Origin of the sequence: Weissella sagaensis, assembly GCF_010306265.1 — a bacterium.
Taxonomy (GTDB): domain Bacteria; phylum Bacillota; class Bacilli; order Lactobacillales; family Lactobacillaceae; genus Weissella; species Weissella sagaensis.
In genome coordinates this window covers 16,315-28,897 of record NZ_BLKA01000012.1, presented here as the reverse complement: position 1 = coordinate 28,897, position 12,583 = coordinate 16,315, and the positions used below count along the sequence as shown (strand labels likewise).

Annotated in this window: 12 protein-coding genes and 1 pseudogene; 3 read left to right on the top strand and 10 right to left on the bottom strand. The window is 35.9% G+C overall.

The genetic code is table 11. From position 1 onward, the window contains the following. The 3 genes and pseudogenes from G7Y65_RS08920 to G7Y65_RS08915 form a co-directional block, all read right to left on the bottom strand. Nucleotides 1-141: transposase (locus G7Y65_RS08920; protein ID WP_165314824.1), on the bottom strand; the 141-nt coding region annotated here is incomplete at its 3' end. A gap of 81 nt (nt 142-222) precedes the next feature. Then, nucleotides 223-327 (bottom strand): annotated as a pseudogene (locus G7Y65_RS09395) (SMR family transporter); the annotation flags it as partial. A 238-nt stretch (nt 328-565) separates the two neighbouring features. Next, complete coding sequence (locus tag G7Y65_RS08915) at nt 566-820, bottom strand: hypothetical protein (protein WP_042494151.1); 255 nt, start codon at nt 818-820, stop codon at nt 566-568. 202 nt (nt 821-1,022) lie between these two features. Between G7Y65_RS08915 and G7Y65_RS08910 the strand changes: the two genes are divergently transcribed. After that, nucleotides 1,023-1,388 carry a TIGR02328 family protein gene (locus G7Y65_RS08910; protein WP_042494154.1) on the top strand — a complete coding sequence of 122 codons (366 nt, stop codon included), beginning with the start codon at nt 1,023-1,025 and terminating at the stop codon, nt 1,386-1,388. Nucleotides 1,389-1,467: 79 nt separating this feature from the next. On the opposite strand, the gene G7Y65_RS08905 is transcribed toward G7Y65_RS08910, so the two are convergent. From G7Y65_RS08905 to G7Y65_RS08890, 4 genes are all read right to left on the bottom strand, one after another. Further along, on the bottom strand, nt 1,468-1,788 hold the full coding sequence (locus G7Y65_RS08905) for a DMT family transporter (RefSeq protein ID WP_042494157.1): 321 nt from the start codon (nt 1,786-1,788) through the stop codon (nt 1,468-1,470). Between the two features lie 515 nt (nt 1,789-2,303). Next, nucleotides 2,304-2,945, bottom strand: coding sequence for a nicotinamide riboside transporter PnuC (pnuC, locus tag G7Y65_RS08900; RefSeq protein WP_228180005.1), 642 nt, complete (start codon nt 2,943-2,945; stop codon nt 2,304-2,306). Between the two features lie 194 nt (nt 2,946-3,139). Next, on the bottom strand, nt 3,140-4,102 hold the full coding sequence (locus G7Y65_RS08895) for a beta-galactosidase small subunit (protein WP_165314823.1): 963 nt from the start codon (nt 4,100-4,102) through the stop codon (nt 3,140-3,142). After that, nucleotides 4,080-5,975, bottom strand: coding sequence for a glycoside hydrolase family 2 TIM barrel-domain containing protein (locus G7Y65_RS08890; protein ID WP_141926796.1), 1,896 nt, complete (start codon nt 5,973-5,975; stop codon nt 4,080-4,082). The genes G7Y65_RS08895 and G7Y65_RS08890 overlap by 23 nt, the downstream gene beginning before the upstream one ends. A 238-nt stretch (nt 5,976-6,213) precedes the next feature. On the opposite strand from G7Y65_RS08890, the gene G7Y65_RS08885 reads away from it, so the two are divergent. After that, entirely contained in the window at nt 6,214-6,402 is a 189-nt protein-coding gene (locus G7Y65_RS08885) for a hypothetical protein (RefSeq protein WP_042494172.1), read from the top strand. Between the two features lie 77 nt (nt 6,403-6,479). Here the strand turns inward: G7Y65_RS08885 and polA are convergent, their stop codons facing one another. Continuing rightward, nucleotides 6,480-9,179 (bottom strand): DNA polymerase I, encoded by a 2,700-nt coding sequence (polA, locus tag G7Y65_RS08880; RefSeq protein ID WP_165314822.1) that lies wholly within the window; start codon nt 9,177-9,179, stop codon nt 6,480-6,482. Nucleotides 9,180-9,433: 254 nt separating this feature from the next. On the opposite strand from polA, the gene G7Y65_RS08875 reads away from it, so the two are divergent. Further along, nucleotides 9,434-10,285 (top strand): aldo/keto reductase, encoded by an 852-nt coding sequence (locus G7Y65_RS08875; protein ID WP_042494179.1) that lies wholly within the window; start codon nt 9,434-9,436, stop codon nt 10,283-10,285. Nucleotides 10,286-10,358: 73 nt separating this feature from the next. On the opposite strand, the gene G7Y65_RS08870 is transcribed toward G7Y65_RS08875, so the two are convergent. Then, complete coding sequence (locus G7Y65_RS08870) at nt 10,359-11,078, bottom strand: Bax inhibitor-1/YccA family protein (protein WP_042494182.1); 720 nt, start codon at nt 11,076-11,078, stop codon at nt 10,359-10,361. 100 nt (nt 11,079-11,178) lie between these two features. Further along, complete coding sequence (gene murC / locus G7Y65_RS08865; protein ID WP_042494184.1) at nt 11,179-12,519, bottom strand: UDP-N-acetylmuramate--L-alanine ligase; 1,341 nt, start codon at nt 12,517-12,519, stop codon at nt 11,179-11,181. Between the last annotated feature and the right edge of the window lie 64 nt (nt 12,520-12,583).

The following is a 12,583-nucleotide window of genomic DNA, read 5'->3' as shown; positions in this document are numbered from 1 at the left end:
AACTGATTTAGCGCCTTTAACCCAGTTATGAATTGCGGCTGGAGAAACACCGTATTCCTCGGAAAGCGAGCGAATAGATCTTTTCTCTTCACGATGCATCTTCACAATGCTGGCTTTAAAATCATCTTGATATCGTTTCATTGGAATGTTCCTATCTTGTTTTATTAATTATGGCACAACTGTTCAGAAATTTATGTACCAAATACTAGGATAGGAGCAGATCAGAGTTGGCTTCAATTTGGTGAATCCCTCGGTACTAACGACCATATTTGAGCCAATGATCTCAGAAATAATAGCAATGATCAAATATAAATATCCTGCATACATAAAATATTCTCCTAACAAAAAATTAACACCATCATAGCATATACTTTTTAACAAGAGAACCAGGTATCTTGTATTCAAATTCAATTATGTTTGCCTGTATCAGTAGAATTCGTCATCCAAAATAAAACTGGCCAAAAAAGTGGGTTTTAATCCAACACTTTTTCAACCAGTCAATGACGTGAACTTCCTGTCAATATTTGACCGGTTTAGTACAAGTCTATAAAAATAATGTTAATAATTACTTACCACGTGCGACACGGATAAAAGCAAAATACTCAGATACTGCTAACATCAACAATAGTAATAGACCGATGTAAATTGATGCATATACTGAAATAACGGTCACAACAGTTAAACCAATTGCAGATGTGGTTAGAATTAATGAAAACTTTTGCCATTTAGTCAATTTATCAGTGTCACCCTGAAATGAAATTGCCGTTGCAAAAGCGCCTACAACGATCATAATTCCAAATATAATATGTAAAACAATCATGAAATATACCTCCCTTTTCTCTCATTATACGGGAAAGATACAACAAATTTCAATTTATCATAATAATTATTTCGAATTTAGAAATAAACTTCGCTAATTTAATCAAATTAATGAAATTAATTAGTATAATAGTGAGTACATTGAAAAAACGACTCGTCTTTATCAAGCAAGCATCCCCAAAATCATTAGAAAGGGTATCCCTATGCGCCTATGGCATGAAAACTTACTATCAAAATTACCCCGCCAACAACTATTAGGGCAACATAGAGAATGCTGTGCGTTACGTGGTGGTGGCTGGGGTAAGAAGCATCGGACTGTTGACTATGTATTTACACATTCCCCATATAAACTATTTCAATATCATTCAAAAGTTATGCAGGAAATGCAACGTCGTGGTTATTCGCCTAATTCATTATGGCTGAATCCATTTTATCGTGGTACCAAGGAAGCACCGTATACTTCTTTATTAATAGTACCTACTACAACGCCTATTTATCCCGAACACAATGCCACATATTATCAAGAATGTATTGATAATTTAGCAATGAAAGGAATCAATATACCTTAAAAAGCCTACCAGGTTATGTTTCGTTTCATAACTTGGTAGGCTTTAAATTATCTAACAAAGACGATCTATTTGCCAATTTTTAATAACCGCTAGTTATTTTAATGCCAATAATACCAATCACTAATAAGCCAATGAAAAGCCAAGTTATAGGTGGCAGAACATCCCCAAAAAAGAAAACCCCGACAATAATGGCACCGACTGCCCCAATTCCTGTCCAAATTGGATAAGCTAAACTTAATGGTAGGTGTTTTAATGCCATTGCCAAAAAAAGAAAACTTGCAATCATGCCCACAACTGTTGCACCTGACCAATATAAATTAGTGAAACCATTACTGAGTTTCATGGTGCTAGACCAAACAACTTCAAAAACACCAGCCAAAACAAGGTATAACCAAGTCATACAAACCTCCAAAAATAAAAAGGCAATCATTAACTTATCTTCAATGACCTAATGATAAGTTAATGATTGCCTAAACGACAAGTTCCCGGTGGAACGTTTATTATTTATGTAAGCTTAACACATTTTTGAAATGAAGTTTAGTCATATTCATTAAAATTTTGAATATATTTATTCATTACATAAATAAAATGTACCTATATTGCCTCTTGACAACATAGGTACACCTTGTAGTAAAAATATAGGTAGATTTCCATCCACCTACAGTAGTTATCATAGTGACCAAATATTAAAACAATCTATAATTAAACGTTTTTCTACTATTTTCTTTAAATATCACGAAAAGAGTGCGTATCTATCTGATCTTATCGCATTTAATTTTAACAACCTGACATCTTAGTGTTGAAAACTACATGTTCTGGTGTTATTATAATTATGTAATAGAGTCCCATTTCTAATTACAAAAAGCGTCTAACCAAGCCAAGGGTTAGACGCTTTTACTATTTATAATAATGCCCTTATTTATTCTGCTTCCCACTCCAGATTGACCAAAATCGACCATATAGAGCCGTTACTAAGTAGAATGCCATTGTTAATAACATTGGTAATGAACTAGCTGAATAACCAGCAAAGAGTGCTGAAATCCATAAGCAGATATTAACAAAGTCTGACAATAGCCATAATGTATATGAATCACCATAACCCATAAATACATAAATTGAGGCTGTTGCACCAATAATCAAGACAATTGCATCCCAAACTGGGTTCGTATCACCTAGGTGTGTATAAATCCAAATAACGGGTACCCATAGTAATAGCATCACAGCAAGTGTAATGACCCAACCACGAATATGTAAGAATTTTACACCGTCTACAATACGATGACCCCAGGTTTTCCAAGTCATAATTAACGGCAAATCAATTAATAGAATAAAAACAAATTGATCCAAGACAGAAGCATAATGTCCGGCCTGCCAATTAATATAAATATAACCTAGTGCGCTGATTAACCCCAATAAACCATTAATAGGTTTACCAATCATCATATAAACTGTACATGCTGAACCCAATAAGGTTGCAAACAATGTAATGACTGATAATAATGTGATTGGATTACTTAAGAAAAGTGCTAGTTGTACACCAAAAATAAATGCCAGCATAATGCTACCGGCTGTGTTAATTGATGTTATTTCTCGATAAAGCCACCTAAAATATGCCAATTTCTTCTACCTCTTTCTTTTTGAACACAGTTTCATATTGTAACAGATATTTTAGGACACTTGGTGAATTTTTTTTGCATTTAAAAAAGCCATGTCGTTTTTTACCGTCAACATAGCTTTTAATCATTTTTAATTTATTTTGGTTGAATAACAAATTCAAATACATGGTCAGCCGTTGCATCAATATGGTACGGTTGTTGCACATCAGTCCCCCAACTGTCAATACCACCAACACCACGAACGGCACCATAAATAGTGACGACGGTTCTTCTTGGTGCTGGTAATTCTTCCATATGCGTGGCGTTTTCTAATTCAAGCGCTGAATATGGCAAAGCCGAAAATGCGAATTTCTCTTTTGTTTGGGCGAATGTCAAATATTGCGTTACTTTTGAAAAATCAGCGTTGTTCAAAGATGTTGATCGTGCAATTGATACCTGTGATGTTTGCATATGCATGCCCATTTCTTGTGGCACCATATAAGGCGTTAATGGTAAGCCATTAACTTCGTATGTACCAAGACGACCACCTGCCATACGGTCAGGATAAGTTTCACCTGATAGGCCATCATAACGATAACCATCAGCTAACGTTGGCATAACAAAACGTAAGCCTAATGTTGGTAATTCTGGCAAATTTTCATGACCAGTATAGGCAACACAAATCGTTAATACACTATCATGAGCGATTGTATAAGTTACTTTAACCGTTGTTTGTGGTACAGTTGCTGTTAAAAATGTATAGGTTAATGATACCGTATCGGCAAACTCCTCAGTTGAAAAACGATTATTGCCTGGTGCAATAGGCTGACCTAGTTCTTGACCGTCGACATTAACATTCACATCTGTTGCTTCAGTAAACATATCTGCACCTAACCACATGGCCGATTTAGTAGAAAAATGACTACCACGATCATTGTCAGTCGTAGCACGCCAAAAAGTTAGTTTAGGTACCCGATACAGCCACTCCTTACCAGCAACCTGCAAAGATTCCAAGCCACCTTTTTCGTAACTAAACAAGTAATGATAATTAGCACCTTTAATTCCTAATGAACCATCACCATAAACGACTTGTAGTTTATTCGTTGTCGTAGCGTCCATAATAGTAGCTTACCTCCTGCATTGCTGGTTTAGGTTGACGGGTTGCAAAGACAATCCCATTACCAGAAAATTCATAGTCTGAATGGCGTTCGTCAAAGTCACCCCCATAGCGAATAACTTGTTGCCCCGTTACTTCATCAGTGACATATAGAGCTTGATCAATATAGTCCCAAATGAAACCACCTAGATACGTATCAAATTTATCAAACAACTGCACGTATTCATCAAAGCCACCAACGGAATTACCCATACTATGCATATATTCGCAGTTTAAGTATGGTTTCTTAGGGTTATTAGCTAGATACTCGGCAATTTCATTGGGATGAGCGTACATGCGACTCTCGACGTCTGAAATACGATCCTCGTCAACACGATTTTGGAAAACACCTTCATAATGTGTTAATCGTGAATCATCCATTGATTTGAAATATGCATCCATTGCAGCAATATTATCACCGGTATATGATTCATTACCCAATGACCAGAATAAAATAGATGGATGATTCTTAAATTGTTCAAAATTAGATTTTGCACGATCCATGACAACATCTAACCACTCTGGAATTGAACCTGGCACATTGTAAGAAGGTTCTACTGCCCCCATTTTCTGCCAAGAACCATGTGATTCCAAATTGGTTTCGGCCATCATATAAATACCTGCCTCGTCACACATACCGTACCAAGGTACCTGATTTGGATAATGTGATGTTCTAACGGCATTAATATGATGATCTTTGAAAATTTGAATATCAGCTGCCATCTCAGCCAAACTCACATTACGACCACCTGTTGGGCTCCATTCATGACGATTAACGCCATTCAAATGCAAGGGCACATTATTCAATGTGACTTGGTTTTGGTCATTTTTAACTAAACGACGGAAACCAAATTCATAAGGTGCGACTGCAACAACTTGTTGTTTTGCATCAAAAATCGTCACGGTTAACGTATATAAATTAGGTTGCTTGTGTGACCATAACTGAATCTCATCAAAAATCTCATGTGCTAGTGTCGTTGTTGTATTAGCCGCCACTGACTTATCTAATACAACTATTCCTTTTGGATCATTAACAACGATTTGGGCATGTGCACCAGCTAGTTCACCAGCAAGTGTTAAGGTAACGGAGAAGTCACCATGTTGCAAATCAGCACTCACAACTGGCTTAATGTGCACATCAACAACATTCACTGCAGGGATAGCTATTAAACGCACACTGCGGAAAATCCCTGAAAAACGGAACATATCTTGATCTTCAATAAAGGCTGCTGTGCTGTATTTAAATACTTCCACGGCCAATTTGTTTTCACCAACTTGTAAATAAGGTGTTAAATCGAATTCAGCCCGTGAAAAACTATCTTCTGAATAACCAACGAATTGGCCATTTAACCATAAATACATGGCTTCTTCGACACCATCAAATTGAATATGCACATCTTGATTGGTGAAATTTTCTGGTAAGGTAAATGTTTTTACATATTGACCGACAGTATTATCATCAGCATCACTGAAAATACCTGGATATGTATTATCTGATCCTAAAGCGTATGGTGGTCGGCGATATGTTTTACCTTCCCATGGATAAAGTGTATTAATATATTGAATTTGGCCATAATTTTGCAATTCAATGTGTCCAGGCACCTGAATCTCATTAAACTGCTCAGTACTAAAATCTAATTGTTCAAAATTAAGTAATCTTTGTTCTGGTGTATTAGCAAAATTAAATTGCCAAGTACCATCTAAGCTTTTAATTAGACTTGATGATTTTTGTGTTGCTTCTGCTGCTGAGCGATAAACAGTATGATCGCTGTGAGCTGGTAATTTGCCAACTCTAAAGACAGTCGGGTCATCTAACCATTCTAAATTTGCTATCATCGTAGCTCCCCCTAAAATTAATAGACACGTTTTAATATGCAAACGTTTTCAATATTAATTGTAACGTAATTATAAGTTTCTGTCGTTATCTTTCAAGATAAAATTTATTTTAAGTTGGACACGTCGCTTTTCAGCTTTGATTTGTACTAAGCATGATATTACCCGTATAATAAACTTGTTTGGACATTCATATTAAAAATAAACACAAATATCACTATTTAAAGGAGGATGTCGTCTTATGAAACATAAATTAAATCATAACAATAAACTTATTGCATTAATCATGTTTTTGGGGATGCTCATTACAATTATTGGTATTTTCCTGGATTCGTTTTCGTTGTTCACGATTATGGTAGGACTAGCAATAATTTTATTCAGTGAAGAAATTAGTAAAATTGTTAATCAATTATTTCACAAACAGATATAATTGTTTTATCACAAAAGGGTCGCCAGTTTTCTAAACTGACGACCCTTTTATATTAAATCTAGTTGCATACTTTCATATTATTTTGCATCATACCATGATGCGCCAATATGTGTTGATACTAATAACGGTACTGCTAATTGTACAGCACTATCCATAGTCTTTGAAACTAATTGTTCTAATGCTGCCATTTCATCGGCAGGTGCTTCAAATATTAATTCGTCATGTACCTGCAATAGCATGCGTGCTTTTAGACCTGCTTTTTCAATTGCTGATTGCACGTTAATCATCGCAATTTTAATAATATCTGCAGCTGAGCCTTGAATAGGAGAATTCATAGCAGTGCGTTCTGCAAAAGAACGCGCATTAAAGCGTTTTGCGTTGATATCAGGTAAATAGCGTCTACGATGTGCAATCGTTTCAACATAGCCATTTTCACGTGCTGATGCAATAATTGATTCTGACCAATTTTTAACATCAGGATATTGTTCAAAGTACGTTTCAATAATGGCTTTAGCTTGTTGGCGCGAAACCCCTATATTCTTAGATAGGCCAAAGTCAGAAATACCGTAAACAATCCCAAAGTTCACCGCCTTCGCTTGACGACGAATATTGCCATCAACTGGTTCATCGGCACTGACATCAAAAATACGGCGAGCCGTAGCCGCATGAATATCTTCACCATTAATAAAGGCTGCTCGTAAATTAGCATCCCCCGTAATATGCGCTAATACGCGTAATTCAATCTGTGAATAATCTGCGCTTAGAATTTGCCAATCAGGTTCACTTGGCACAAAAGCTTTACGAATTTGACGACCTTCATCAATACGAACTGGAATATTTTGCAAGTTGGGATCAACTGACGATAAACGACCTGTTTGAGTTAAGGTCTGTAAGTAACGGGTGTGCACTTTTGAATCAGATCCATGAATAACCCGTAAGAGGCCTTCCACGTAAGTTGACTTAATTTTAGCAATTTGACGATAAGCCAGAATTGAAGCTACTATTGGCACATCACCCATTTTTTCTAAGACTTCAACACTTGTTGAATAACCCGTCTTAGTTTTCTTTAGTGGCGTATAGCCCATTTCCTCAAATAAAATAACCCCTAATTGTTTAGGTGATTGGATATTAAACTCATGCCCGGCCTGCTGATAAATGGTTTGTTCTAATTCACTCAAACGTTCTGTTAACTTGCTATCCATCTGCAATAATTGTTGTGCATCAACGGTAATACCCGTAGCTTCCATTTGGGCTAAAATTTGCGTTAATGGCAATTCAATATTACGATACAAGTCAAGTTGTTCATGTTCGGTTAATTTTTTAAGCAACGGTTCTGCTAATAAGCCAATTGCCATTGCTTTACGTCCTAGATGTTCAAATAAATCGGCATCAACTTCTGGAATAGCAAACTTAGCTCCCTTACCATAAACCTCTTCATCGGTTTGAACAGCATAGTAATCATTATCATGTGCTAATGCCCCTAAGTCATCATTATTGTCATTAGTATCTAATAAGTACGATACCAACAACAAATCAAACCGTACATTGGTTAATTTAATACCTAAACGATGTAAACTAACAGATAATTCCTTAGCATTAAAAACATTTTTAGCAACGTTTGTGCTTTCTAAAATAGCTTTAATTGGTGAATCCTGTACTAATAATTCAATATCGCGACTTGCAAAGTATCCTTTATTTTGATTACCTATCACAAAACCAACCGGATTAGCAGTGTGGTAATTAGCGTCATCTAATTCAAGATAAAAATCAACAGTGTCGGTCAATTGACTAACATGATCCATATTCGCACTCGTTAATTTAGTCATATTAAGCGTGGTATTGCTGAAATTAAAAGTGCCCGCCTCAGAATGATTATTTGTTGGAATGGTGTAGCCTTGATTAGCTAACTTCACTAGCTGTGCTTTAAAATCAAGATGTTGGTAAAAAGGAATGATATTTTCGTAATCTGGTCCCTTGTATGCCAAATCCTCTAAGCTAATGGTTACCGGTGCATCTGTTCGAATTCGTGCTAAATCACGAGACATTAATGCATCTTCTTTACCATTAATCAGCTTTTCTTTTTGTTTTGAAGTCTTCATCTCATCGATGTGTTCATACATCTCTGGAATTGAATTATATTGTTTAATCAACTTTAGAGCTGTTTTAGGCCCTATTCCAGCTACCCCAGGGTAATTATCACTTGTGTCCCCTTGTAGCCCTTTAATTTCAACAATATGCTTCGGTTGCAGGCCGTCATAAGTTTCCGCTACTAATGCAGGTGTGTAATGATCAATTTCAGATATACCTTTTTTTGTCACCCAGACGGTTACATCATCTGATACTAGTTGGGTCATATCTCGATCACCCGTAACGATTGTGACGGCATAGCCAGCTTGTTCACCTTTTTTCGCCATGGTACCAATAATATCGTCTGCTTCATAATCCGCTAATTCATATGATTTTATTCCATGTAGTGTGACCATTTCTCGTAATGGTTCAAATTGTTCAACTAATTCTAGTGGCGTTTTATCACGATTACCTTTATAATTATCAAATTTACCAGTTCTAAAAGTTGTCTTACCAGCATCCCAGGCTACTAAAGCCAAGTCTGGTTGAAAAGGATCAACGATACCATCGATTAGGTTATTAAAACCAACCAAAGCATTTGTATGTAGACCTTCATGATTAACAAATCGGTCGACTTGATTAATTAAGGCGTAAAATGCCCGAAAAGCTAATGAGTTACCATCAATTAAAAGTAAAGTTGGTTTTGCCATGTTCATCTCATTTCTGGGGATGTCCCCGCGTTTTCTCTATCTATCAGTTTAGCAGAGTTCAAATATTGATAACAACATTTAACTATAAAAACATTAACTCAAAATGATTATTACTTTGCTCGTAAAAATTGACTTCTTCTCAATTTTTTATTAGCATTGAAAAAAGAAAGCGTTTTCAACGTTGCGATTATCAGTTTTATACACAGCAAAAACGCGGTAAAAATAAATGTACTAATCATGAAAGGTAGGTTTTTATGCAAATACCTAGTATAACATTACGAAATGGACTAGAGTTGCCCGCAATCGGTTTTGGTACCGGTGACGTAAAAGGCGCTAGTGGTCTGACAACACTTGATGCTGCCATTAATAATGGCTATCGCTTGATAGACACAGCCTATAATTATGAAAACGAAGGTACTGTTGGTCAAGCAATTAAGCGTTCTAGCTTACCACGTGAAGAATTATTAATATCTTCTAAGCTACCTGGACGTCATCACAAATATAAGAACGCGATTACAGCCATTCAAGAATCACTCTATCGAGCTGGTCTTGACTACTATGACCTATACTTAATTCACTGGCCAAACCCTATGCGTGGTGAATACGTTGAAGCATGGCAAGCACTGCTTGATGCTAAACGCTTTGGCCTTGTACGCTCTGTCGGTGTATCAAACTTTTTACCTGAACATTTGGACAAACTACAAGCTGAAACTGGTGAATTACCAGAAATCAATCAAATTGAATTACATCCATTGTTTAGTCAGCCTGAATTACGACAATATGATCGTGAACATGGCATTATCACGGAAGCTTGGAGTCCGCTCGGTGGTCATGATTTAGAATTAAGCCAGCCAATTCGTGAATTACCACTAATTAAAAATTTGGCTGATAAATATCACAAAAATAGTGGCCAAATTATTTTACGTTGGGAACATCAATTAGGTGTCTTACCATTGCCGTTATCACACAATGCTAAGCGTCAAGCACAAAACTTGGATATCTTCGACTTTTCATTGACTGATGAAGAAGTCAATGAAATCTGTGCTTTAGACAAGGCGGATGCGCGCGTTTCAGAACAAAATCCGTTAACAAATGAAGAGCTATAGGATATACACAAAAAGCAACCAAATTCTTTGCAGATTTGGTTGCTTTTTTCAAATATTCAATTAAGCCTTGTATTTAGTCACGTGAACTAAATGATGTAAACAACTGTAAGATATAGATAAACAAATTAATGAAATCCATATATAAGTTCAAAGCGCCAGATACAGCTATACTTTGAGTCATTTGTGCTGATTTTTCACCATTTTCTAAATATAATGCCTTTAAACGATTCATATCATAAGCTGTCATAACTGCAAAAACTAAAACACCAACGACTGATAAGAAAAAGTATACAACACTATTAAAGAAAAATAGGTTGATAATACCACCAATAATCAAAGCAATCAATGACCCAAACAAAATTGATGATAGTGATGCCAATGACTTTTTCGTGAAATACCCATATGCAGCCATACCAACAAACAAGAATGATGTTGTTAGAAAGGCCAAAGCAATCAATCCAAAGTTAACAGTTAAACCAATAACAGTAAATGTAAAGCCGTTTAATACCGCAAAACCCATTAACATACCAAATGCTTGAGCTGGATTTCTATACACACGGCTTGAAAATAGCCAAACAAAGCCCATCATAATACCAAAAATAATTAATGATGAGATTGGACTACTAAAGATACGAACAATTGGTGCCGCAAAGACGGTCGCACCAATATATGCTGTACCAGCAGTAACCATTAGTGCTAATGCCATGTACAAATAAACTTTTTTAAAAAAGTTATTTAGTCCACTAGCATCAGGATTAACTAATCGTGGTTCTTGTTGTTCAAAATTATCCATATCATTACCTCCTACGTTGTGATATATGACAACGGTTTGGTGAATTTTACCAAAAGTATATAAATACCAGTATAACAGAAATACGTATTCGTATAAATCGTTATTGTAAGCTAGTTTGTGTATTAGCTAATAACTTTTCAAATGCAAATTCAGTCATTTGTAAGTCACCAGCTCCCATGAAAATAAAGACACCATCTTCATCTGCTAATAATGGTGATACTTCGGCTGGTGACACAATTCCTGCAAATTTAGCAATTTTCTTACCTAAGTCTGCTGAACAAATTTGACCTGCTTTTTCACGAGCTGAAGCAAAAATTTCCGTTAAAAATACATTATCAGCTAAATTCAAAGCCTTTGCAAAATCATCTTGATAAGCAATTGTTCGAGAGAATGTATGTGGTTGGAAAACAGCTGTTAGTTTACGATCAGGATACTTTTGGCGTGCTGCATCAATTGTTGCCATAATCTCTGATGGATGATGTGCATAATCATCAATAATTGTTACTGGACCGATATGTTTTTCGGTAAAACGACGTTTAACACCTTGAAAAGTTAATAACTCTTCTTGAATTAATGATGTTTCAATTTCTTCAAAGTACGATACAGCAACAACGGCTAATGTATTCAAAACGCCATGTTGACCAAACAAAGGTACTTTGAAATTACCTAGAAATTCATCATGATAGTAGGCATCAAAACTTGACCCTTTAGTTGATCGTTTAATATTATCTGCGTAAAAATCATCAGTTTTTGGATTTGTACCATAATAATACACTGGGACAGAAACCTTAATTTTACGTAATTGTTCGTCATCACCCCATGCAAAAATGCCTTTTTTGACATGATTACCAAAATCTTCAAAGGCACTTCGAACATCATCAATACCCGTATAGTAATCTGGATGATCAAAATCAATATTTGTCATGATGGCATAATCAGGCGTGTAATCTTGGAAATGACGACGGTATTCATCAGCTTCAAAGATAAAGAAACGTGCATTTGGAACACCTTTACCGGTACCGTCTCCAATTAGATATGATGTTGGTGCGATACCTGATAAAACATGGGACAACAAACCAGTTGTTGATGTCTTACCATGGGCACCAGCCACACCAATTGATGTATATTGATTAACTAATTGTTGCACCATATCTGGATATGTCAAAATAGTTAATTGGTCGGCAATTGCTAATGCTGCCGCCACTTCAACTTGATCATCTTCAAATGAATTACCACGAATAACTGTCATGCCAGGTTTAATATTTGTTGCATCAAATGAATATATGGGGATACCTGCTGCCTCTAATGGCTTTTGTGTAAATGTATATTCATCAATATCTGACCCTGATACCTCATAACCTTGGTCATGCAAAATTAGTGCTAATGCACTCATTCCTGAACCCTTGATACCAATAAAATAATAATGAGAAGTCTTGTCCATTTTTCTTATCCATTCTAACGTAAATTGCGTTTATCAAATTTTGTTATTTCCATCTTACCAAAAA

Coding starts and splice junctions, on each gene's coding strand:
- G7Y65_RS08915 (WP_042494151.1), bottom strand. CDS start 820: ATGATTGTTTTACATATTATATTTGGAATTATGATCGTTGTAGGCGCT.
- polA (WP_165314822.1), bottom strand. CDS start 9,179: ATGGCAAAACCAACTTTACTTTTAATTGATGGTAACTCATTAGCTTTT.
- G7Y65_RS08870 (WP_042494182.1), bottom strand. CDS start 11,078: ATGGATAATTTTGAACAACAAGAACCACGATTAGTTAATCCTGATGCT.
- G7Y65_RS08905 (WP_042494157.1), bottom strand. CDS start 1,788: ATGACTTGGTTATACCTTGTTTTGGCTGGTGTTTTTGAAGTTGTTTGG.
- G7Y65_RS08885 (WP_042494172.1), top strand. CDS start 6,214: ATGAAACATAAATTAAATCATAACAATAAACTTATTGCATTAATCATG.
- G7Y65_RS08875 (WP_042494179.1), top strand. CDS start 9,434: ATGCAAATACCTAGTATAACATTACGAAATGGACTAGAGTTGCCCGCA.
- murC (WP_042494184.1), bottom strand. CDS start 12,519: ATGGACAAGACTTCTCATTATTATTTTATTGGTATCAAGGGTTCAGGA.
- G7Y65_RS08910 (WP_042494154.1), top strand. CDS start 1,023: ATGCGCCTATGGCATGAAAACTTACTATCAAAATTACCCCGCCAACAA.
- G7Y65_RS08895 (WP_165314823.1), bottom strand. CDS start 4,102: ATGGACGCTACGACAACGAATAAACTACAAGTCGTTTATGGTGATGGT.
- G7Y65_RS08890 (WP_141926796.1), bottom strand. CDS start 5,975: ATGATAGCAAATTTAGAATGGTTAGATGACCCGACTGTCTTTAGAGTT.
- pnuC (WP_228180005.1), bottom strand. CDS start 2,945: ATGCTGGCATTTATTTTTGGTGTACAACTAGCACTTTTCTTAAGTAAT.